General features: G+C 69.2%; 1 protein-coding gene. It reads right to left on the bottom strand.

What is annotated here, in order from left to right; all coding sequences use genetic code 11:
- Positions 1–29: 29 nt before the first annotated feature.
- Positions 30–25,988, bottom strand: a complete 25,959-nt coding sequence (locus tag EJJ38_RS07010; protein WP_164738444.1) for a PKD domain-containing protein — start codon at positions 25,986–25,988, stop codon at positions 30–32.
- Positions 25,989–26,053 lie beyond the last annotated feature (65 nt).

Raw genomic sequence — 26,053 nt, 5'->3', positions numbered from 1 at the left:
CCCCCCCGGAGCGCGGACCCTTTCAGATGTTAGCCCGCGCGCGGCTCTTTGAGCACAGGCACATTCATGTCCCAGCCGTCCGGCAGGTCTCCGGCCGCGCCGCCGACCATCCAGTCGCCGTCGAGATCCAGTGCCTCCCGCAGCGCCTGCATGCGGCGGGCGCGCGCCGCGGCCGCCTGCCGGTCGAACGCCGCGAGGCTGAACAGGCCATAGGCAGCGGCGGAAGCGAAATGCATGCCGCTGCTCGCGTTTTCCTCTTCTGCCCCGGCCCGGATGGCGATGCCGCCGGCATTGGGCTGCAGGACATCCGCCGGCTGGAACGGTCCGGCTATGGGCAGGACGATGTCCGAGGCGAGACCGGCGAGAAGCGGAAGCCGCCAGTCGAGCGCAGAATGGTCGGGTCGGCCATCCTGCTCGATGCCGCCACCGCTCTGACCGGAGGCGGGCCCCTGCTCGGGCGCCAACTGGCCCTGGCCGTCGAGAGGCTGTCCGCCCTGCCCGCCACGGCCCGGCCCGGCCTCCCCTTGGGGCTGGGCCTCCTCCGGCTTGGCGCCGGACGAGTTGCGGCCGGACGGCATTCCGCCGCCGCGCGTCTGGTATTCCAGCCCCAGCGTATCGGATGCCGCCGAGCCGATGATATCGCCAGCCGTCTCGCGCTGCGGCAGGTCGCTGCCGAAGAAGGTCGGCCCATCAAAGGTCGGCCCGGCCGCGCCGCCACGGTCGACGAGCCCTTCGGAGCCGCCATTGCTTGCCGGCCCGGCCCCTTCCACGGCCGCAGCCGCAGCCGCAGCGGTGGTGTTCACGCCGGCGCCCATCACGGCGGAGAAGGCGGATGGCGGATTGTAGAGGCGCAAGGTCACAGACCCGTCCTCGGACCGTCCACGGGCATTGTCGATGGCGGTCAGGGTCAGGGCGTAGGTCCCATCCCGCTCATAGCGATGGGTCGCGGTGAAGGTGCGGGTCTGCGGATCGACGCTCACCTCGCTGGTGGTGCCATCACCCCAGGCGATGAGGACGGTATGGCTGTCCCGGACACCGATATCGCTCACGCGGCCGGTGATGAGGAACTGGCCGGAAGGTCCGCTCCGCAACTCGCGGACCACGAGGTCTTCCAGCTTCGGTTCGAGATTTTCCGCCGTCACCGCCAGACGATCCTCGGCGGAGGTGGCGGCGCGGTTGTCCCGGACCGAAACGCTCACCCGATAGGCATCCGTCACGTTGCCGAAGCTCGTCCCGTCGTCCGCATACAGGTGAGAGAGATCGAAGGTGCGGGTGGCGGCATCGAAGGTGTAGTCGTTCACGGTGCCGTCGCCCCAGTTCACCGTCACCACATGGGCGTCGAGGCTGCCAGCATCGAGGATGACGCCGGCGAGGCGGGCGGTGCCGCCTTCCGAGACCGTGCCGGTGAGGGTGAGGCCGGAAAGGGCCGGGGCGACGTTGGCGACGCTCACCGACCGCGTGGTCGCATCCGTGGCGGCCGCGTTGTCCGCAACGGTCACCGAGACGGTGTAACGGTCGGCGGGGAGGCCGAAGGACAGGGCATCGTCCAGGTAGCCGTGGGTGGCGGTGAAAGTGCCATCCGCTGCCACGGCCACGGTTTCCGCCCCCGCGCCGCCGGTCTCGTCTCCCCACATGACGGTGACGACATGGGTATCGAGGGAGCCCATATCGGTCACGCGGCCGGTGAGGGTGACGATGCCGTTCTCGTTCATGGTCGGCGTCACCGACACATCCGCCAGGACCGGCGCAACGTTGCGCACGGTGACGGAGGCGGTGGAGCGGGTGGCGGCGGCGGCATTGTCCGTCGCCGTCACGGTCATGGTGTAGGTATCGGCGAGCAGGCCCGCCGAGCGGGCGTCATCCAGATAGTGGTGGGTGGCGGTGAAGGTGCCGTCCTGCGCCACGGTGACGAGGGTGGCCGGCGCGCCGGAGACTTCGTCGCCCCACAGCACGTTCACCACATGGGCGTCGTTGGCGCCCACGTCCGAGAGGCGGCCGGTGAGAATGACGGTGCCGTTCTCGTCCACCGTGGAGGTCACGGCCACGTTGGAGAGCACGGGCGCCACGTTTCGCACGGTGACGCTGGCGGTCTGCTCCACCTCGCCACCGCCAGTGTCCACGGCGCGGATACGGACGGTGTAATTGTCCGCCCCCTTCCCGGCCGAGCGGGCATCGTCCAGATAGCGATGGGTCGCGCGGAAAAATCCATCGGACTCCAGCGTCACGAAGGTGCCGGACACGCCCAGCGTCTCGTCGCCCCAGAAGATGGCGAGGACATGGGTATCCTGGAGGCCAGGATCGCTCAGGCGGCCGCTGACGGTAATGGTGCCGCCCTCGTCCACCACGCTGTCCAAGGAAACGCCCGCGAGGCTCGGGCTCACATTATCCACCCGCACGGAGGCCGTCTGCGTGGCCGCCGTGGCGCCGCGATTGTCGCGGACGGAGACGCTCACCTCATAGGCGTCGGTCTGGTGGCCATAGGTGGTGCCGTCATCAACATAGGTGTGGGTCAGGTCGATGGCGCGCTGGGAGGCGGTGAAGGTGTATTCCGCCACCGTGCCATCGCCCCAGTCCACCGTCACCACGTGGCCGTCCAGCGCGCCGGCGTCGCCGATGGTGCCGGTGAGCCGGGCGGTGCCGCCCTCGGAAATGGCAGAGGTCAGGGCCAGCCCGGTCAGGGTCGGCGGCGCGTTGGTCACCACCACGTCGCGCTGCGCGGTGGTCCCGGCGCCCGCATCGTCGCTCGCGCTGAGGCGCACGGTGTAGCGGTCAACAGGCAGGCCGGCGGAGGTCGCGTCGTCCAGATAGCGATGGGTGACCGAGAAGCTGCCATCGGCGGCCACGGTGACCAACGCCCCGGTCGCGCCCACGCCTTCATCGCCCCACAGCACCCTCAGCGTGAGGGTGTCGCGGGTGCCCGCATCGGTGACGCGCCCGGTGAGGGTGACAAGGCCGTTTTCCTCCACGGTGGAAGTAGCCGCCACATTCTCCAGGACCGGCGTCACATTGCGCACGGTGACGGCGCGGGTGGTGGAGAAAGCGCTGACGCCATCGGTGGCCGAGAGCGTCACCGTGTAGCTATCGGAGGACAGGCCCGCCGAGCGGCTGTCATTGAGATAGCGATGGGACACCGTGAAGGTGCCGTCGCCGGCCAACGTCACCGCCTGTGCCGTGGCCCCGCCCGTCTCGTCGCCCCACAGGATGGCGAGTTGGGTCACATCCCGCACGCCTGCATCGGCGACGCGGCCTGTGAGGGTGACGATGCCGTTCTCGTCCACGCTGGCATTGAAGGTGAGCCCTTCCACGCGCGGTGCGGCATTGGTCACCGCCACCTCAAGCGCGGCCTCCACCGCCACCCCCACGCTGTCCGTCACGCGCACGGAGACAGGATAGCGGTCCGCGGAAATCGCGGTGCGGGCGTCATCCGCATAGGTGTGCGTCAGGTCGATGGTGCGGGTACCCAGCGCAAGGACCACCGTCTGCACGGTGCCGTCGCCCCAATCCACCACCACGGTGTGCGCATCGAGAACGTCCGCATCGAGGATGCGCCCGCTGAGACGCACGGAATTGCCTTCCACGATGCTGTCGGCGCCGAGCTTCATGTCCGAGAGCGTGGGCGGCGCGCTGGAGACAGGCAGAGCGAGGCTCTGCCTGCCCTCCCCGCCGTCCTTGTCGATGATGGCGACGCCGATGGAGAGCGGCGCTCCGCCGGAGGCAAGCCGCACGCCTTCCCCGTAGAGATGCTGCACCGAGAAGCCGCGCTCGCCACCCGTGAGCGTGAAGGTCTCGTAGCGGACGGCATCGGCGCCGAAGCCCCAGTCCACTCTCACGGTGTGGGTATCGCGCACGCCGGCATCGGCGAAGGTGCCTGTAAGGGTCACATAGCCGCCCTCGGCGATCTCGGCCTGGTCCAGCGTCAGCACGATCTGGCCGGGCGCCGCATTGGCGATGGCCGCCGCCACGGAGGTGGTGGCGCTGCCGAAATCCTGGTCCTCCACCTTGGCCGAGACGATATAGCCGCCGCCGTCGGCCGCGTTGTCCGGATAGGCGTGCGTGGCGGAGAAGGAATAGCCGCCGCCCGCCTCGCTCACGCGGGCGCTGGCGTCCAGTTCCGTGGCGGTGCCGTCGCCCCAGGTGAACGTGACGGTATGGGTGTCGTCCACATCCACATCGGAGAAGACGAGCTTCGCCGTCACGGTGCCCGCTTCCGGCGCCGGGGTGACGGTGAGGGCGCCGGCCACCGGCGGTGCATTGCGCACCGCGACGGTGAAGCTGCTGGCGATGGTGGGGGTGGCGCTGCCCTCGCCGACCATCACGTCCACCACGGAGAGCGTCGGGTCCGCCTCGTTGCCGCCGGCGCGCGCGAAGACGCGGGAGGCGGAATAGGTGTTGATGGTGCGGTTGGTGACTGCGTCATAGGTGGAGGACACCGGCACGAGGTCCGCCGTGGAGGTGCCGTCGCCCCACCGCACCTGAACCGCATAGGCGCCGCCCTGCCCCGGATCGGACAGGGTGAAGGTGACATCCAGCGTGTCACCCTTGTCGATGGTTACCACCGCGGGATCGCTGGTGCGCACCGCATTGGCGGCGGTGCCGTTCACCAGCACGTCGCGCACGGAGGCCAGAGGGTTCACGACCGTGATGCCGGTGCCGCGCTGGCCGCTGGAGGTGGCATCGGCGCGGTCTGTCACGGTCGCCGTCACCTGCCATGTGCCGGCCACGGCATAGGTGGCGGTGGCGATGAAGCTGCGATCCGTGGTGTTCACCACCACGTCCGAACCAGCCAGGATGATGCCGTTGCCAAGATTGATGCCGACATTGTGCAGGTCGGACAGGCCGGCATCGGAATAGCGGCCCGAAATGGTCACGGCCTGCATCTGGTCCACGACCGTGCTGGAGACGGCGAGGTCCGTCACCACCGGGGCGGCGTTGGTCACCTGCTGCTGGAACGTCTGGGTGACAGTGCCGCCCTCAAGGTCGCTCAGCGTCGCCGTGATGGTGTAGCTGCCCGGCCCGCTGTCCCGTCCATAGGACTTGGCGAGGTCGAAGCGGGTCACGCCCGCTGCAATGCTGCTCACCGTGGTGGTGCCGTCGCCCCAGTCGATGGTGAGCCGGCGGGCGTCGTCCGCGCCCGCATCGGACATCTCGCCCGTGAGATGGAAGGTGCCGCCCTCCACCGGAATGGAGGAGGCGGCCACATTGGCGAGCACGGGCGCCGCATTGGTCACAACCACGCCATGGGTGACGGTGCCGCTGAGGCCCTCGCTGTCCACATAACTCACGGTGACGGTGTAAGCCGCTTCATCGCGATAGACATGGGTCAGGGTCTTGGTGGCGCCGCCGGTCAGGGATTGGGTGGTGCCGTCGCCCCAGTTCACCGTCCATCCGGTGAGGCGGTCGCCATTGATCCACCACAGGCCCGGGTCCACGTAACCGGGATCGGTGGCCGTGAGGTCCAGCGTATAGGCGGAGCCCTCCTCCACCGTGCCTGTGCCGGTCGCGTCCACGCTGGGGGGAACGTCGCTGATGGTGACGGAGGCATAGGCCGTAATCGCCGCGCCGCTGGCATCCTTCACCTGCGCCTTCACGACCATGGTGCCGGAGAGGCGCGCATAGGCCGCGGGAATGGCGACGGCGGAGGTGGTCTGGTTCACCAGATCCCATGTCCCGTCATTGTCGAAGTCGAAATCGTAGCGCAGGCGTGCGGCATCATAGGCGGAGGCGTCGGTCGCGCCGGTGAAGCCCACAATGGCCTGCTGGTCCGGCGTGGTGGCGCCTTCCGTGCCGCCGCCAAGCTGGCTGAACGCCGTAAAGGTGGGGGCGGAATTGGTCACGGTCAGGTCCGCCTGCCGGATCACGGACTGCGCGGAGCCACCCGTGCCATAGACCACTTCCACCGAGATGGCGTCGGCATAAGACCCGTTGCTGGTGATGCCGGCATCCTTCGCCTGCTGCCAGGTGAGGAGCGGGGCCGCTCCCGTGAGCCCGGAGACAACCGTGCCGTTCACTCGCCACACATAGCTGGTGGGCGTGCCGTTGGCAGTGGCGGAAAGCTGCACGGTGCCGCCGGCGGTCATGGTGGCATCCGCCAGCACCACCGCATTCACGGAGCCGGGCGCAGTGGGAGGCGGCAGGACCACGGTGACGGAAACCGGCGTGGAGAGCGTGGGCGTCGAGGCGGTGTCCTTGTCATACACGCCCACGGTCACCTGATAGCTGCCCGGCGACTGGTAGGCGTGGCTCGCCTCGCGCACGCTGGCGCCATAGGTCTGCACCGTGCCGTCGCCCCAGTCGATGCGCCAGCCGGTGGGGACATCCGCCGCCGAGGGGTCGCTGCTGGAGAATTGCACGGTGGCCGCGCTGCCGAAGGTGACGGTGCCGGCGGACGCGGCGACGGAAACCACGGGCTTCGCGTCATTCACCCTCACGCGCACACTGGCGACGGCAGTGAGGCCGTCCTCGTTCGTGGCCTGCGCGGCGAAGGTGTAGCTGCCATTATCAAGAATGCCGATGGCCAGCAGGTCCAACCAGGTGAGTGTCAGCAGCGCCACGCCATTCACCACAGGCGCGAACTTATCGCCGAAGCGGCCATCCCCGTCGAGGTCGAAGGAGACGATGCCATTGATGAGGGCTGCGCTGCCCACGTCGCTCACATTCACCCGGAGCGCAAGGCCGGCGCCCTCCTGTGTCGCATCCACCGTGCCGAAGGCGATCGTGGGCGGAAGGAGCGCGCGGGCGCTGCCGCCGCTGGCGGGCGTGGGCGGCGGCGCCGAGGCGCCGAAGCTGGTATAGACAACGCGGCCGTAGCCAAAAACGTCCACCTGCCCGTCCTCGAAGACGAGGGTGCCGGCCGGGCTCGCGAGCGCACCGCCGGAGGTGTAGGTGCTCATGGTGCCGCTGCCGGGATCGAAGACGAGCACGTCCACACCCGCGCCGCCGTCAAGGCTGATGCCGCTGCCGGGGCTGATCCCCTGTCCGGTGACGCTTGCCGTATCCGCATCGTCGCCGCCCTGCAGGGTGACGGTGGAGGATGTGACACGCACCACCGAGAAGCTGTCTGCTCCCCCTTCGCCCTTGAGGGTGAGGCTTGCGCCCGTGCCGGTGCCATAGACGGTGAACACGTCATTCCCGGCCCCGCCGGAGGCGATAAGCACGGAACCGGCGCCGAGGCGCGAGATGACGAAGCTGTCCGCGCCAACCCCGCCGGACAGCGTCACGCGGCCGTTGGTGCCCGTGGTCACCACGTCGAACGTGTCGCTGCCATCGCCGCCCGCCACGGTGATGGTGGCGTCGGCATTCTCGGCGCGCAGCGACACGGTGTCGTTGCCGCTGCCCAGATCGACACCGGTGTTCGCCCCCACATCCGAGAGGACCACCGTATCGGCACCTGCGCCGGTGCTGATGGTGACGGACATCACCCCCGCAGCAACCGCGCCCAGATAGGAGATGCGGTCCGCCCCGGCGCCGGTCTCGACCACGAGGTTCTCCACGCCCGAGTGGCGCAGAACGGAATCGCGCGGTGCCACCACGTCGGAGAGGTCCACCACGAAGGTGGCGATGCCGCCGCGCTGGGTGAGATTGCCGGTGCTCGTCACATAGACGGTCAGCCCATTGCCGGTACGCGCGCCGATGAGAATGGAGCTGGCGCCCACGAGCCCAGCCGCTCCGCCCGACCCCTCGCGGAACACCTGGATGGCGCGTGGATCGACCTTGCCCGTGGCATCGTCGCGCTCGAACACGGAAATGGCGCCGCTGGCATTGACGGCGAGCACATATTTGCCGCCGGGCGCCACGGCGAAGTCCGTGATGCCTGCCGCGCCGCGCGCATTGTCCGCGCCCTGCCGCACCTCCTGCACCAGCGTTGCGCCGTCATAGACATCGAAGCCGTTCAACTCGGGCCGCGACACATAGCGGATCGCGCTCGCCACGCTCTGTCCCGCCGTGCCGTTCGAGGTGGCGGCCGGGACGCCTGAACTGGTGGTGAAGGAATGGAAGGCGAAGACGCCGGTACTGATGTTGCGGAAAAGCTGGAGCTGGCCGGACTGGCCGTCGCTCGTCACCGCATTGATGCGCACGAACGCACCGTCGATGCGCATATCGGTGAGGCTGGTGAAGGTCGGCCGCGTGTCCGAGCCATTGCTTGCCTTCGCCATGCTGCCGGAGACGACGCCGTTGCTCACCAGTTCCGTGGTAACGCCCGAGGCGCTCGTCACCCAGAGCGAGGCGGAGGCGGCGTCGGTGCGGAGCGTGGTGGTGGGCGTAGAGCCACCTGCCGCGAAGCTGTCGATGACGAAGCCATAGACCCCGCTGCTGCCCTCGCCCATGCCGCTATTGGCATAGGCGCCGGCATTCACGGAGAAGCTGCTGAAGGTGAGCCTGTTGTCCACGCCCCGCGTGAACACGGCATAGCCGGTCTGGTTGGCGGCATTGGTCGCGCTGACCAGAACCTGGCTGCCATTCACCGTGATGGCGCCGAGCGCGCCCAGTTCCGTGCGCCCGTCCACGCCCTGCCGGAAGCCCTGGAGCACGGCGCCGTCCTCCGAGAACACGACCAGCGTGTTGGAGACCTTGTCGATGCCGTAGAATGCAGTGCCGGAGGCATTGGTGACGCGCACCGCATGATCCAGCCCCTGCAGGTCGCTGGTGGTGGCGGAGGCCTTCTGGGTGACGGTGATGTACTTCACCTGGCCGTCCGCGAGGGCGGTCGGCAGGTTGTTGGCGTCCAGCGACAACGTCGTGCCGCCCGCTACCACGGAAGCGGTGACGGCGGTATCGGTCTCGCGCACCAGCGTGATCCAGACCGCGCCCGGCAGGAGTTGGTCCACCTGGGTGACGGTGGTGACCCACTTCTGGCCAACAGCATCCCATGCCTGCGTGAGGTAGCCGTCCACGGCGAGGGACCTGGACGCCTCGCCATTGATGCCGAGCATGGGCGTGTTGAGAGTGATGCCGGCGGTGGAGCTGGTGCCGGTGAGGTTCACCACCACCACCACGTCATAGCCGGTATAATCCTGGTCCAGCGTCAGCATGCCGCTGGAGGCGGCGGCCAGCGCAGCCATGGTGTCAAACCGCAGCACCGCCACCAGCGCGTTGCTGTCCGACGCCTGCACGCCGCCGGTTCCGGAGTCAAAATCAAGGGCGCGACCGTCCAGGAGCGTCCCGTTTTTGTTCAGCAGCAGGCCCGCCGTACCGGCCCCATAGCTGAGACCCACGATGTTCGGGGTCTCCACATTGCCATTGAACATGGCATTGTGCTCGCCGCCCGCCGTGGCGGACAGCCCGGTGACGCCCTGGCTACCGAGAATGGTGGGCGTGCCCGCGGTGTCGGTGGTGTTGTCGAGGACCACTGCCCGGCCGTTGCTGCCGGAGCCGCCCGAGGCAGCCGTGCCGCCACCCGCACCGCCCGTGCCGCCGGAGACGTTCACCGTCACGCCACCAATCTTGATGTCGGTGGCGATGAGTTGGACCGTGCCGCCCGCGCCGCCGGAGCCACCCGCCCCATCGCCGCCCGCGCCGCCGGCAGCGCCGTTGCCGCCGGAGCCGCCCGCCGCGCCCGTGGCGCCGCCAGCGCCGTTGTTCACGCCATCGCCACCCGTCGCGCCGGAGGTGCCGCTTGTGCCGTTGGAGCCGCTTGCGCCGCCGGTGCCGGCGGTCCCGGCCGAGCCGGTGCCACCCGTTGCGGTCAGCGTGCCACCCCCGAGCGCGGAGATCTTGCCGGAGGCGATGATCGCGAAGGCACCGCCGCCGCCGCCACCCGCGCCACCTGCGCCGCCCGTGCCGCCGGCACCGCCCGTGGCGCCGTCACCACCGCTGCCACCTTCGCCGCCATTGCCGCCGATGCCGCGCGGACCGCTGGAATCGCGCACCGCGCCGCCGCCGCCGCCGCCGGCGCCACCGCCGCCGCCGCCGCCCGAGCCGCCCGAGCCGCCGCCCGAGCCGGAGCCGCCCGCCGCGCCGCCGCCGCCTGCCGAGAGGGCGAGGCCCGTGCCGCTGTTGCTGCCGCCCACGCCCGCAAGGCCATCGGCGCCCGTACCGCCGGTGCCGCCATCCACGCTGGCGGTACCGTCCGAGGTCTTGCCGCCATAGGTAGTGTCATTGTCGATGCGCTGGGGAATGCGTTCCTGCTGCGCCACGTTGGAAGTGCTGCCGGGATATTTTCCGCCCATGCCGCCGGTGATGGAGCCGCCCGAAGCCAGCCCGCCGCCATCGCCGCCCGCACCCGTCGTGCCGGCTGCCCCGCCGAGCACGGCCCCCGCGCTGCTGCCACCGGACGAGCCGCCCGCCGTGGCCGCGCCACCGGAGCCGCCCGCGCCGCCGGCCGCGCCCGCCGTGCTGGCGGTGGCGGCCGTGCCGTCGCCGCCGGCTCCGCCCCATTCGCCGTGATAGTCGCGCCAGTCGGCATATTGTGCATCGGAGCCGGAGCGCAGATAGGCCCGCCCGCCCGCGCCGCCATCGCCGCCGTCGCCACCGCTGCCGGCCGTGCCCGCCGTTCCACCCGCGCCGCCGCCCGCCGCCGTGCCGCCGGTGCCACCGCCCGCGCCGGCGCTGCCGGCGGCATCCACCGCGCCGCCGGTGCCTTCCGCGGCGTTGCTGCCGTTGGCCTCCAGGGTGACGTTGGCGCCGATCTCCACGTCACCCAGCACGTTGAGCGCAAGGGCACGCGAGCCCGACACCCGCACGGTGGTGTTGTCGGTGATCTTCAGGTTGCCATAGATGGTGAGCGTCGCGACGCCCGTGGTGGCATTGGTGGACCAGGAGAGGCGATAGCCCTGCCCGCCGGTGGAATAGCTGCCGGAGATGCTCAGCGCCGTTGTGTTGATCACCAGGGTGGAGGCGGAGGCGGTGCCGAACTGGATGACCGGGATCGTCACGCTGTTCGCCAGCGACTTCACCGAGGTGTCTCGGTCGAACAGGCGCAGCGCCTTCACGCTGTCCATATAGAGATCGCCCGTGCCGCTATAGGTCCATGTCACGGCCGTCAGGGCGGCGAAGTCGTCGCCGAACTGGATGGCGCGCCCGGTGGAATCTACGGCGAGGCTCGCGAGCGTCACCGTCTGGCCGGACAGCGTGGTGCCGGTGATGGTCACCGTGCCGCTGCCGCCATCGGAGAGGCGAGCCGTGAGCCCCTGCAGGCTGAAGACCCCGCCGGCGGGAGAGGTCTGCATCGTCACGGTCCTGCCGTCGCCCGTCTTCAGCACCGTGCCCACATCCGCCACCAGGGCGAGGTTGGCGCTGGTCAGGCTGCCGGAGAACCGGAATCCGTCCTCCGTATAGGCGCCGGAGGAAACCGTTCCGTCGAAGGAGATGACGCCGAGAATCGCGGACAGGCGCTCGAAATCCGCCTGCGGATTGGTCTGGCTGACGATGCTGGGGTCGGCCGACATCAGCACGAGGTCGCCATTGATGATGCCGGTCACGTCACCGCCGGAGCCGGAAGTGACGGTGAGGCGATCGCCAACGCTGCCGCCGGATTTCAGCACGAACTCGCTGGCGCCATCCGCATCCAGCACCGTGTAGGCGGTGCCGGTGCCCTCGCTGAGCACGCCGCCATTGTAAGCCCAGTTGCGGGTGGTTGCGTTGCCCGTGTCATCGGCCACGAAGCGCTCGACAAGCTTGGTCAGACGCGAGAAGCGCGAGGTTATGCTGCCATCGATGGTGGACGGAATGACCACGGAGAGCGTGTCCGTGCCCTCCTCGCCATCCACGAAGATGTCGCCGCCCACGCTGACGGCGCGGATCTCGTCATTGCCGCCGCCCGCGCGCACATTGATTCGCAGCCCGCCCTGCGCGGCGGAGGTGGTGTTCAGCGTGATACTGTCATTGCCGGAGCCCAGTTCCACATCCACCACCTCGATGCCCGCCGAGGTGAAGCTACCGGAGAGCAGGCCGTCAAAGGCGATGCCTCCCGCCTGGTCGTGAATGTTGACGGACAGCGCGTCGGTGGCCGCCGAGCGGTCGAGGCGCACCGTGTCCTGGGTGCCCCCGCCGCCATCCACCGCAACGCTTACCGCGCCCGTTCCGATGATCAGCGTGTCCGCCCCCTCGCCCAGCTCGGCGGTGACGAGATGGGCGGAGCTGTTCACCGTCACAGTATCCGCGCCGCCATGCGTGCCGATGCGCAGCGCGCCGGTGGCGCCGGTGATGGTGACTGCATCGCTGCCGCCGCCAAGCTGCACGTTCGTGGTGCCGGCGAAGCCGGAGAAGCGGCCGAGCAGCGTGTCCGCGCCCGTATCCGTCCGGTAGGTGGCGGTGCCGCGCCCGGCCGCATCCGTGCCGAGGGTGAAGGCGATGTTGGCGATGTCGTCCGCCTTCATGGCAAACGCGACGGCATCGCCCGTACCGCCCGTGGCGGTGACGGCGGACTTGATCTGAAGGAAGGCGTTGCTGATGGAAGCGTCGCCGATGGTGATGGTGTCCGAGCCCGCGCCGGCCTCGATGGTGGTGGCGGTCGAGGCCGCAGTGGACTTCACCGTGAAGGTGTCGCTGCCCATCCCCAGCTTGATGCGGAGCGTCTCGATGCCGCCGGCAACGCTGTTATAGGCGCCGAACTCCACCGCTGCCGGGCCGAGGCCCGACACGCGCTGGCCGTCAGTGTCCAGCACGCCCGCAAGGGCTGACGGGGCGTCGGCGGCATCCACCACCAAGGCATCGGTGCCGCCGCCGCCGCGCACGCGCAGCAGGCTGCCGACAGCGCCCGCGACAACCGAGATACTGTCATCGCCTTCGCCGAGGCTCAGCAGGGTTTCAATGGCGGTGCCGGTGACGGCGACGCTGTCGGCGGAGGCGCCGGTGCGCACCTCCAGCATGTCGCCTGCCGCACCCGAAAGGTCCAGCCGCCCGGTGCCGAAACCAGAGATGCGGGTGAGCGTATTTCCGCCCACCGTGGCCGTGCCGAGCGTGAGCGCAACGGCCGGAGCGGAGGCGAAGTCCAGCACCACGCTGTCCGCGCCGTCACCGCCCGCAGCCATGATGCTGCCCGCCAGAGCGAAAGGATTGGCGGCGGAGAAGATGAGCGCATCGGCCCCCCCGCCCCCGTTCACCGTCAGCGTCGTGCCGGCTTCCACGCGGCTGACCGTGATGGTGTCCGCCTTGGCGCCGCCATTGATGGTGATGGAGGACGCCTGCAGCAGGCCGGAAATGGTGATGACCGCGCCGTGGATATCAGCGGAACCGGCATCGCCGTTCAGCAGGATTCCGGCGCCGCCGCCGGCTTCCACCCGTGCCCCGGAGGCCACGGAGAGATTGTCACCCGCATTGAGCCTCACCGCCCCCGCCGTAGCCTTGATGAGGCTCTGGGCATCCAGGGTGATGTTCTGGGTGGCGGAACTGGTGTCCGTGGTGGCGACGGTGATGTCGCCGGACGTGGAAAGCAAAGTACCGACAAGGAGCGCGCCGGAATCCGTCACGTTCACACCACTGCCAGCCATGGCATTCAGCGCGTCGGTGGAGATAGCGAGCGAGCGATCCGCAGTGCCGATGCCCGTGCCGGCCGCCAGCCGCAGCAGCGCACCGGAGATGGCCGGGGTGGTGCCGGTGCCGGCCGCCGTGATGGAGCCCGCCGCGGTGAGAACCACTTCCGCATAATACGGGTTGGTGATGGTGATCGCCCCCGCCACGAGGTCACCCAGCGCCTCGATCGCGATGCCGCGATTGGCGCTGGCGCTCACCTCTCCGGCATCGGTGGCGATGGCATTGTCCGCAGTACCGACCTTGCCATTGAAGCCGGCATCAAGCGCCACGCGCCCGGCGCGGATGGCGGATGGCGCGCCGGAACCCAAAATGTCGCCCATGGCGCTGGTGATGCTCACCGCGCCAGCGGTCACGATCCCCTTGGTGAGGAGGATGTCGTCGTTCGACGTGATCGTGACTGTACCGGCGGCAATTCCGCTGGCGGTGACCACCGGGCTCGCGAATGCGCCCGAGGCAAGGCCGCCTTCCACCACGATGCCGGCGCTGGAGGCCGTGCCCGTGGTGCGGATGGCGCCAATTTGGAGCAGGCGCGCGGATGCGTTGGTGATGGTGACGGTGTCGAAGCCACTGACGCCGCTGAAGGTGGCATCGAGGCCGCGAATGGTTTCCGCCGATTCCACGAACCCGCTGGCCCGCCGCTCCGTGTCCGGATCCCAGTTGGAGGCAGTGATGCGGAACAGCGCGCGGGAGGGGCCAGCCTGCCCGAACAGGATGTCGGACACCGTCACCTTGTCGTCCGTCACCACCACTTCGGCTGAAACGCCGGACTGGGTGACGCGCCCTCTGTCGTCGATGGTGATGGACGGCGCGGCGGAGCCCGACAGCGTCACATCGCCATTGAAATTGATGTCACGGTTATAGGTGACCTCACGGACAGGAGTGGAATCACCGAAATCGATCAGCGCCGATTCCTTGTAGGCATTGGCGACGAAGATCGCATTCGCCTGCGCATCGGCCAGCACGTCCAGCGTGCGGGCGGCGATGGTGACGTTGCGGGTGACCGCGATGTTGGTGTTGGTAATCGCCTTGAGCGTGCCCGTGCTGTCCGTGTCGCCGCCCACGCCGGTCATGCGCGCATTGGCGGTGGAGCGTTCGTCCACGCCCGCCTGCGACGCCTTCAGTATCACGGCATCGCCGCTCAGCGCAGCGCTGCCCCCGACGGTGACCTGGGCGGTCGAGCCCGTGCCCGTCAGCGCGGACGTGGCGTTGGTGTCACTAATGCCGGCGACGGTGAGCGCCTCGGCATAGGCGTTGAGCTTGAGCTGGCTGACCGTCGCGAGCACGTTCAGCACATCGCCGGCCGAGACGCGCCCCGCGAGCACTGTGGTCGTCGTTGACGTGTCCTGCGTCAGGGTGGTGTCGGCCTTGGAGCCGGAGACGCCGCCCAGAGACTTGGTCTTGGACACCACGTCGAAATTGCTGCCGGAACGGCTGTCGATGGTCAGGTCGCCACCGGCGGTGAGGTCCGTGCCGCTGCCGATGGTGGTCTCCACCTTCGCGCCGTTGCTGGCGCTCGCATTCGCCAGTGAGCCGCTGATGATGCCGCCGCTGCCGCCATGGGCTGTGACGGTCGCGGTCTGGGTGGCGAGGGAGACGATATCGAGGTCGCCCGTGGCGGCTATTGCCACGTTGGCGCCGATGGTGGTGCGGCTTTCCTGCGCCGTGTCCGCCACCGCCTTCGCGAGAACCACGGAGCGCAGAGCCAGGCTGCGCCCGTCCGCCGTTACGTCAAGGACAACGCCGGCATCGGTGCCCACGGAGATATTGGTGCCGGAGAGCACCACGCCATCGGCAAGGGTGGCGAGGGTCTGCGGGTTCGCCTCCACGTCCACCAGCAGCCCCGCACCGGCATAGAGCGCAAGCGAGGAAGACTCGCCGGAGGCATCCACAGTGGTGCGGCCCTGCGCGAGCACGCTCAAGTCACGCCCGCGCAGGGCGGCGCCCGCGCCAACCGAGACCACCGTGCGCGGATTGGCGACGACGCTCACCACCACCACGCCCACGGCGAGGGCGCCGAGCTGGCCGCCCTTAACGCTGATATCCTGCAAGTTTACGACGGAATCCGCCTTCACACGGAGCGTGCCATCCGCATTGATCGAGGCATCCGCGCCCACGCTGGCGGTGGTGGAGCCGCCCACATCGATGAGCACAACGCCCGCCTGAGCGCTTAGGCCGCCGGCCGAGAGCGCCAGCGCCATGGGGATGTCCTGGCCCAGCACCCGCGCGTCACGAGGCTTGATGGTGGTGCGACGCACCGCATCCACCGTGACCGAGGAGGCGCGCTCGCCCGCAGCATCGGAGCCGATCTCTGTGCCGTCGCTGACGGCGGCGACCACATCCACGTCCTGGGTGGCGGACAGGAGGGCAACACCCACCACCACGCCGCCGAGCGTTGCGGCGGTGACGTTCTGCTCCAGCGTGTCCGTGCTGGAGGCGCGCACGCTCACGGCGCCCACGCGCGTGAGACTCGCGCCATCGCCCGTGCCGGCGGCGGCCGAGCCGATGGCCGGACGCGCGCCGATGAAGGCGGAAACCGAACTCGTGTCCTTCACCACCGCCACCGCGCCGCCCAGCGCGAAACCGCCGCCCGCACCGGCAAAGCCGAGCACGTCGAAGGTGGTGGTGCGATTGGCCGCAAGATTCACATCCACCTTGGAGGATGCGCCCGCCGTCACGGTCACGGCCGGGCCCATATAGGCCGTGAGGTCCGCATCCAGCGAGATGACGGCAATGCCGACGCCCGCGCCGACGGCGGCCAGTGCCGCCCCGCCCGCGCGAACCGTCACGTCCACGGTCTGCGTGGCGGTGATGGAGAGCGTGCCCGTGCCGCCGCCCGCGCCCACCGTGACGAGGGCGCCGTCGCGGACGGAGGCAGAGGTGCCGCTCGGATCCACGGCGGTCCCTGCGCTCTCAAGCTCCGGGGTGCCGGCAGCCTGCACGCCTGCACGTGCCTGCCTGTCCGCATGTGCCACGCCGCTGACCGGCCCGGTCCCCGAGCCGGGCGTTCCGAGGCGCTCGAACAGCGTTCCGAGCATGGCATTGGCAGCGCCGCTCACATCCGTGCCCTGCCCGCTCAAGGCATGGCCGGTCTTGCCGTCCGTCTCGTACGTGTCGTCCAGATTGCCGCCGATGGAGAAGACCACCACGCCGCCAGCCGCAGCCCCGATACCGATGCCGGCGCTGATGGCGGTGCTGTCCACCGTCCAGTCCGAGGTGGCGGAAATGGCAACGGAATGAGTCGCCGTCACCTCCGCCGAGGGGCCGATGGAGGCCTTGGTGTCGTTCCGCAGCAGTCCCACGACCACCGAGCCGCCCGCAGCGACCGCGCCGATCCCGCCCGCGCCGGTCACGACGGTGACCTCAGTCGTATTGCCGGCGGACACGGACACGTCTCGCGCCGTCACGCTCGGAGCACGGCTGGCATTCTCGCCGATGGCGGCGGTGGTGTCGCTGTCGATGTCCAGATAGGCGACCGAGCCGCCGATGCCTGCGAAAAGCCCGCCGCCGAGGCTGGCGGCCACCGTCGTCACGTCTTCCGAGGAGGTGGCGTCCACCGAGACCGTTCCGGCCGCGCCGATATCCGCCCCGTCGCCGATGAGCGCCTTGGTGATCTTGGTGATCGAAATGTAGCTGACGGCGCCGGAGCCGCCGCCCATGCCGCCGATGCCGACCGCGCCGGCGACCTGTGTCAGGTCCGTCGTGTCGGTGGCGGCGATGTCCACGTTCGCCCCGGCCGTGACGATCGCGCCGCCGTCGATGGCGGCCAGCGTGGTGGTGTCCAGGCTGGCGATGGCGAAGCTGCCGGCAAGGCCCACCGTGCCCGCGCCGCCGACGCCCGCGCCGACGATGACGATGTCCTCCTGCGCATTGGCGTGGATGGTCACATCCCCGCCGGCATTCACCGTGGTGGGCGCAGCCTGCGTGCCGAGGATACGGGCTTGCGTGTCGCCTTTCAGGACCACGCCGCTCGCCGCCAGCGTGCCCGCCGCCGCGCCCGACGCGGCAAGGCCGCCGCCGATGGACAACGCCTCATAGCTGCGTCCGGCCGAGACGAGGATATCGCTGTCGGAGGCCGGGGTCGCGCCGTCGTTGATCTTCGCGCCCGCGCGGATTTCCGCCGTGGTGTCGATGTCGTGGATGGCGACGCTGCCGGCGATGGTGCCTGCCACGGAGCCGGCCACGGCAAGGCCCGCGCCCGCGCCGACGAAGGAATTGGTGCTCACCGCCGCCACGATCAGGCCCTTGCGGGAGACGGAGTTCGCGGCCGTGTGGCTGTTGTCGTCGAGGTCGCGCGAGAAAGAGTCGTTGTCCACGTCCGGCGCGCGGAAGCTCAGCACCGGCACGAGCGTGTGGCGCGAGAGGCGGACGAGGTCGCTGTCCGAAAGATCGATGCGGTCAGCCGAAAGCCCCGCCCTAGCCGCCGCAGCGGTGCGGTAGAGCGCGATGGTGTTCGCGTCGATGCGGCCCACATAATAGCGGCTGCCGTCCGTCAGTGCGCCCAGCGTGTCGCCGTCGGTGAGGTAGTTCACCTCCTGCCCGCTCTCATAGCCGTGGCCGGTCACGGTGATGAGATTGCCCGTCACCGCATCATCGTTGAAGGCGGTGGAGAGGGGCGTGTCGGAACTGTCGGGGGTCTCGTCCGTAACGTCCGAGAAATCGCCGTTCTTCGCGGCGGCCCAGCCGAGCGAGCCGAGGGCGGTCACGCGGGCATTCTGCCCCACATAGGCCAGCGTCGTGACGTTGAGGAGGCCGAGGGTGAGCGGCAGGCCCACCGCCGCCGAGCCGCCGACCGTCAGGTTGGCGGAAACGGCGGTGAGGGAGAGGTCGGAATCCGCCTGCACCACCACATTGCCGGCGCTGGTGACAGTGGCATTGTCGCCGATGAACGCGCGCGTCGCGAGGTTTGCCACCGAAATGCCGGCCGTGAGCGCGCCGGCCGCCGAGCCGCCAATGGCGCCCGCCGCGGACACGCCGAGATTGGACGTGCTGCCCTTGGCGGAGACCACCACATTGGTGCGCCCCGTGACATCGGCCCCCGCCGCGATCGAGGCTTCCACCGTGCGGCTGAGCACGCCCGCATCGACGCCCGCACCGATGCCGGTCGAGCCGCCGATGCCGAGCGAGCCGGCAATTCCGGTCAGCGTCAGGTCGCCGCGCGCCGCCACCACCACGTCGCCCTCGGACGAGACACTGCCACCCGTGGCGTCGGCCTTGCCAATGGTGGCCTTCACGCTGTCGCTGACCGTGGTGACGCTCACCGCGCCGGCGAGGCCCGAACTGCTGGAGACCGAGCCCGCCGCCGCCACCATGAGCAACGGCAGGCTGGAGGACGCTTCCACGCCCACGCCGGAACGGTTCTCGCCATCCAGATCCGTGAACATGTGCCGCCGCGCGGCGGCAGAGACGGTGGCGCCGGAGGCGATGCGCGCCTCCGTGACATTGGCGACGGCGAGGATGGTGGCCGAGAGGCCGAAGGCAACCCCGCCCGCCGCCAGCGAGACCTGTCCGGCCACCGCCGTCACCGTCGCCTCATTGGCCGCGCGCACGCGGACATTGCTGCCCGCCTCCACCACGGAGGTGCCGTCAATGCCAGCCTTCGCGCTGTTCTTCACCACCTCGACCGAGACCGAGCCGCCCAGCGCGGACTGGAGGCCGCCGGCAAGGCCGACCGACATGGTCTTGATGGCCGCCTTTTCCGAGGCGGACACATCCACATCGCCATCCGCTTTCACGAAGGCGGCTTCGGTGTTGCCGTCGAACGTCCCCTGCCCGCTCACGGCAATGGTGCTTTGCACCGTGTTGACGATGAAATTCACGCCGATGGCGGCGCCCACGCCGGTCTGGGCCGAAAGCCCGAGCCCACCCGTGAGCGAGCGGATGGAGGAACGGTCCTGCGCGGTGACGGAGACATCGCCGCCGGTCAGGGCGTCGATGCCGCTCGCCGCGATGAAGCTGGTGCCGGAAATGCCACTGGTGACGGTGTTGATGATGCCGTTGACCGACAGCGAGGCGCCCACCGCCGTGCGCATGCCGAGCCCCGCGCCCACGGCCAGCGAGGCGATGGAACTGTCCGAGAGGGCCGAGAGCGTCACTCCCGCGCCCGAGGTTCGCACGGTGGAACCGGCGATGCTGGCGCGGGTGGTGGTGGCGATCTGGTTCCAGGCGAGGGCCGCCCCGAAGCCGCTGCCCTGACCGGACAGGCCAAGCGCGCCCGCCACCGCCGTGATGCTGGCGCTGTTGTCCGCGCTCACCGTGACCGAGCCGGCCGAAACCGAGGCGTTGGAGAGCGAGGCGCCCGTAATGGCGCTCCTGGAGCTGGAGAAGACCTCGCGGTCCGTGGAAATGATGTTGGCCGCGAGCGTGAAGCCCACTGAGGCGCCGCCGCCCCCGCCGCCGCCGGCCCCGATGGCAAAGGCCTTGATGCTCTGGTCGTTGATGGATTCGACGGAGAATTCACCGGAGCCGAGGTCGAAGCTCGCCTGCCGCGTGGTGCCGAGCACCTGCGCCTGCGTGGACGAGCCGAGGATGTTGAGCGCCACGGAGCCACCCACGCCGGCGCCGGCCAGGGCGATGCCCGCGCCGCCGCCCACGGTGAAGAGGTCGATCGCATTGTGCGCGGTGACGGCCACGTCCGCCGCCGTCACAGGTGCACCGGGATGGTCCTCATCCTCCGCGCGCACCACCGCCACGCCATCGATGAAGGCATTGACCGTGCTGCCGATATAGGTGCCGGCGACCGAGCCGCCGAAGCCGCGCGCCTGCGCGTTGGTGGTGACGCCGATGCCCACCGTGAAGGTATCGATCTCGCCTTCCTGCAGCGCCTCCACCTTCAGCCGGCCGGGACGTGTGCCTGTGCCGGGGGCCGGCACCGCGGCGGGGGCGAGGGTGATGGCCAGCGCATTGGCCGCGTTGGGGCTCGCGAGGCGGTTGGCGACGAACGCCTCCACGACCGAGGTGGCCACCGTGACGGAGAAGGCGCCGCCGATGACCGTGCCGCCCTGCCCGCCATAGGCGACGGAGGCGCCGCCGATGAGGTTGAACAGGTCTGCCGCATTCTTCGCGGAGACGGTCACGTCGGAGGCGGAAATATCTCCCGAGGCATTCACATAGGAGCGCACGGTGTCGTTGCCGACCCACACGGACGCCGCGCCCGCAAGGCCGAGGCCGCTGCGGGAGGACGGCGCCGCCTGCGCTTCGCTCAGCGAGGAGACCTGACCGGCCGCGCTGTCCGCGCCGCCGTCCGGCTCCCCGCCCGACATGGAGGCGCTGGGCGAAAGACCTCCGGTGAGGTCACTTTCCTGCTTGGCGCTGGCGTCGAGTTCCTTCGCGGGCTCCTCGCCGCCATCACCGGAGGGACCGCTCAGGGCACCCGCCGCGATGATGTTGACGGCGGTGTTGGTGACCCGCCCCTCCACCGTCAGCTCCGACGCCTCGATGACGATCTTCGCGGTCGGGGTTGAGGTCATGGTGCCGGAAGAATCCGCGCCGATGAAGGCGCTCACGTCCCGGTCGATATTGAAGACGCCGAAGCTGACGCCGATGCTCTTGCTGCCCGAACCGCCCCAGACGAAGGCGCCGGCGAGATTGAACATGTAGCCGTCATTGCCGGCGGACACCGTGACCGCCCCGCCGCCGGTGATCTCCGGCGCGCCCGAGAGCGTCGCGACGATGCCCGCATCCACGCGCGAGCGGGACACGGTGACAAGGCCGGATCCGGCAATAGCATAGGCCGCGCTATCGCCCGCGAGGGCGCCGGCCTGGCTGAGGGCCACGCGGGTGAGGGTCTCGGTGGCCGTGACAGCCAGCGCGCCTTCGGCACCGATGCGGACCTTCACGTCCCCCTCGATGCGGGCGACCGTGTCGGTCATGTAGACCGCGACACCCAGCGAGCCACCCGCGCCGGAGCCGCCGGAGCGATTGAACAGGTCCACGAGGTCGCCGCCCTTGGCAGCTTCCGCGATGCCATTTTCGCGGATGGCATCCGCCATTCCCTCGCCGAGCCCCCAATTGCCAAGGCCGACAATGTCCACCGTCTCGTGCACCACTTCCGCATTGACGGTGACGCTCTGGTCCTCCGCCGGCGTCCAGGGCTGGCCGAAGAAGTCGTCCGCGGGCGTGGACGCATCGTCGGTGCGCTGGTTGATGCGCGCGCCGCTCTGGATCTTCGCCACCGCACTGTCGTCGTAGACGAGGGCCGAGATGGAGCCGGACACGCCGATGGAGCCCGCAGCCCCGGTGTTCGCGAGGGCGACGGACCAGTTATTGACGAGTTGGGAGAAGCCCAGCGTCCCGTCCATCAACGTCTCGCGCGCGTCGGTCGGGTCGTCGTTGAAGGCTTCGAGCTGCGTGTCGAAGAAGTCGGCCGGGCTCTCGCCGACAATATCCTCAAGGCTGGCGAGGAAAGGATATTCGGTCTTCGCCTCCACGGTGACGGCAGACGCCGCGTTCACGTCCGCTTTGCCGCCGATGACGGCTCGCGTCTCATTGTTGTAGACGCCCACGGTGATGGCCAGCGCCACCGCCGTGTCGGAAGACGAGCCGCCATCCTCCGGCTTCACCGTCATGCTCTTGGCATTGAGGATGGACTTCTGCTCGGACGAGGCCTTCACATCCACGTCCGCGCCGGAATTGATGACGGTCCGGTCCCGGTTCGCAGGATCGGTGCCCACAAGGGCGCTGACCTTGTGGTTGGTATAGGAGAAGGCGATGGTGCCGCCGAGGGCGAGACCGCCATTGGCGCCGGCCTTCGGCGCGGCCTTGGCGTCATCGCCCGCTTCTTCTGTGCCGTCCTTCACCTCGGCCGCGCCGCCCTTCTTGGCGGGCGCGTCATCCGTGGCGGCCGCGCCGGCGGGAACAGCGTCATCCGCGCCCGCATCGCCGAAGAAGAAATTGGCGTAATCGTCCGCATCGTCGGAGCCGGAGGACGAGCCGCCGTCTTCCTCGTCCTCGTCCTCTTCCGCGCCGGTCTCGGTCTCGGCCGCATTCTCCAGTTCCACCTCCAGCACGGCATGGATGCCGACGCCGGTGGTAAGTTCGTTCTCGCTCAGGCTGTGCTTGTCGCCCGTGCCGAGGGCGGTGAGATTGATGGGGTGCGCGCCCTCCACGTCCGCCGCCGAGGAGACGAGGCGGAAATGGTCGGCGTCGATGACGACCACATAATAGGTGCCGTTGTCCTGAAGGCCGGAAATGGCCTTGTCGGAGAGCGCCACATCCTGTGTGGTGAGGACGCCTGAGGCATTCTGGAGCGTCTGCGGCAGCGTGCGGGAGAGGGTGGGATCGACCCGGTAGACGACCTGCTGGCCATCCTTGAAGCCGTGGCCCACTGCCGTGACGAGGTCGGTATCCCCGTCCACCGCGCTCGCCGCTTCGATGGAGACACCGCCTGCCAGGAAGGCGAACATGTGGGTACCGCCCGCTGTGGGCGCGCCGAGATCGATGACCGCTCCGGTATCCGCATCCAGCAGTTGGAAGGTGTCGGCGTCTACGACCTTGACCGCATAGCGACCGCTGGCCGTGAGGCCCGGCAGCAGGTCCGTGTCACCTGAACCGTAGAGCCCGTAGGTGACGATGGTGGGGTTGGCCGGATCGGTGGAGAAGCTGTGATCCCTGAGCGTGATGGTGTTGGCCGCCGCATCCACCCGCAGGAGGGTGAGGCTCGCCTCGTGCACGGCAATGAGACGCTGCGTGCCGCTGGCGGCGCCGGTGCGCAGGTCGATGACGGTGCCGTCTGCATCGGTCAGGCGGATGGTGTCGGCGTCCACCGTCTCCACCAGATAGTCCCGGCCGCTCACCAGTCCGGAAATGGCTGTTCCGCCCGCCTCGTAGCGCACCTTGTCGCCATCGGAGAGGCCATGGCCAGCTAGGTGCAGCGTGTCTGCCGCCGCGTCCACCGGGCTGCCGGAGAGGTCGATGGCGATTGGATGGGCCGTGTCCGCGTGCCGGAAGACATGGGTGCCGAGGGTCGTGCCCTGCGCGACGGAGATCACGGCTCCGCCCAGCGTCTTCAGGCGGAACGTGCTCGCATCCAGCACTTCCACCAGATAGGTGGCGCCGTCGGCCAGGCCGGAAATGGCGACCTCGCCTGCCGGCACCTCATAGGTGACCCGGTCGCCCGACGAAAAGCCGTGGCTATTGACGCGGATGGTGTCGCCGCCGATGGCGTTGAGGCTGCCGGACACCGCCTGCGGGATGGAGAAAGTCTGGACGGAATCCGGGTCTACCCCCTGCGTGCCGAGGTCGATGGTGGGCTTCTCGGCAAGCTGGAAGTGGCCGTCATCGAGGACGATCACGTAATAGGCCTTGCCGTCTTCCAGCCCGCCGACCGGATCGGCCTCGATCTGCGTACCGAGGATGGGCGAGGCTTCCGCCTTGTAGAAGACCTGCTGCCCCTGCGAGAAGCCGTGCTTTTCCACGGAGAAGACATCCTGCGCGAGGTCGATCACGCCCGTGTCGTCGCCGTCGAACGCGACGCTGCCCTCGGAGGTCTCGCCCTCCGGCGCGGCGGCGGAGATGGTGCCCCTGGCGTCGATGCGCCCGTCCACTTTGGTCTGCACGTCCGCGTCGCTGAAGGCGAGAGCGAGCGCCACGGCGCCCTTGGCGTCGCCGACCGTGGTGACGCCCGCTTCCGTCTTCATCGCGATGCTGCCCTTCGCGATGAGATTGACGTTGCCTTCGCTGCTGATGGAGGCGGCATTGCCGAGGGTGACGCTGGCGCCGAGATCGATGATGCCGACGATGACGGCCAGCGACTTTGCGTTGCCGGCATCGCCGGAGCCCTGGCCCGCGGCCTTGGCCGCGCCCTCGATCTCCAGTTCCGCCTCGGCGGACACCAGAACGTCGCCGCCGGCACGGATCAGCGTCGCGCCATTGAGCGCGACCGCCACGTCGGAGGCGGCGCGGCCGACGCCAACGGAAATCTGCACGCCGGTGGGCCGGTTGTTCTCGTCCGGGTCCACATCCGCCTCGGGCTTCGAGGCGACGCTGGTGACAGCCTCGATGGAAACGTCCCCGGCGGCGATGATCTGCGTGTCCGTGAGTGTGATGGTGGCGTCCGCGCCCTTGAAGAAGACGGCGGCGGCGATATTGGACAGGCCGATGCCGGCCGCTTCCCGGCCGGGAATCTCGGAGAGCTTGTCCTCCAATGCGTCGAGCACGAAATCCGGCAGTTCCGGCATGGCAATGCCGAGATCCACGTCATCCAGCGTGCCCGAACTGGCGGTGGCCTTGATCTCCACATCGCCGCCGACAAGGGTCGCTCCGTCGATGGCGAGGCCCGTCGTCTGCCGGTCGAAACTGAAGGGCACGAGGGTGGCAAGCAGCGCCTTGGCGAGGGATTCCCGCGCCTCGACGGACAAGGTGATGTCACCCGCGTTGCCGTCTGTGGCGGAGCCAGCATAGAGCGTGACGCCGCGCCCAATGAAAAGGCTGCGCCCCGCCATCATGATGTCGCCCGCCTCCCCCACGCCATCGGACGTATCAATGGAGGCTGGGGTGGAAACGGTGCCCGTGCCGGAAACGGTCACGGTATCGGCAATCAGCGTCAAGCTGCCGCCGCTGGTGGCGATCTGGCCCTTGAGCGTGATGGAGCCGCCATTGGAAAGATAGGCAAACAACTGGTCGCCCGTGGCGCCGGTCTCCGGCGTCAGGGAGCCGAGGGCGGAGAAGAAGGCAAGGTCGGAGGCCACAAGGGCGGCGTCCGTCTCCGCGTTCTCCGCGAAGGGATCATAGCCGCGCGCGGTGGTAACATGAAGATCGCCGGCAAAGTCCGGATCGAGGGTGCGCACCTCGATGGCATCGCCCCGCAGCAGGCTGCGCGAGCCGGACACGTCCAGCGTCTCCAGCGGCGCGCGGAAGAAGATGCCCGTGCCGCTGGCCGCGGCGGCATCGGTGAAGACGAGACGACCGTCCGTGGCGGAGCTGTCGGCATCCGCCAGCACCAAGCTGTTCGTCGAAGCGCGGTCGTCCCAGACGGTGAACGCGGTGGTCTGCGACTTGATCTCGACCGAACCGACCTTGTCGAACAGCACCGCCTGCGCGCCGTCCACGGAGATGATGCCGGAACTGACGGAGAGGCGGCGGACGGTCAGTTCATCAATGACACCCGCATCGCCGGCGGTGTTGATGACGAGACGGTCGTCTCCGGAAGTGCCGGAAAACAGAACCTTCGTGGTGGTGGGGAAGCCTTCTCCCAGCGTGACCGTGTCGCTTCCGGAGCTACCGAGCAGGGACACGATGAGCAGCGACTCCGCATCCGTCTCGCGCACCAGCGAATTGTCGCGGGCATTGATGACCTGCAGCTTGTGTCCCTGCTGCGGGGTAGTGTCCTCCACCACGCGCAGCAACACGGAGCGCGCGCCCGAACCGGGATCAATGGTGCCGAGATCGACGGTCAACTGGGCGGCCAGCGGGTCGGCGCTGAGCAGCAGGCGGGGTTCGAGCGGCTCGAAGGCGAGGGACGGAACCCTCTCGCGCGGCGCAAGGGCGGCACGAGAGACCGATCCACTCAGCCAGCGCGTCAACCGGCCAAAAGGCGAAATCGAGCCGCGATCGCGTTCACTCGCAGCCGATGACATGAATAAAGGCC

Origin of the sequence: Aquabacter cavernae, from assembly GCF_003993795.1 — a bacterium.
GTDB classification, from domain to species: domain Bacteria; phylum Pseudomonadota; class Alphaproteobacteria; order Rhizobiales; family Xanthobacteraceae; genus Aquabacter; species Aquabacter cavernae.
Note: the sequence above shows the minus strand (reverse complement) of the source record. Positions and strands in the feature narration are given on the sequence as shown.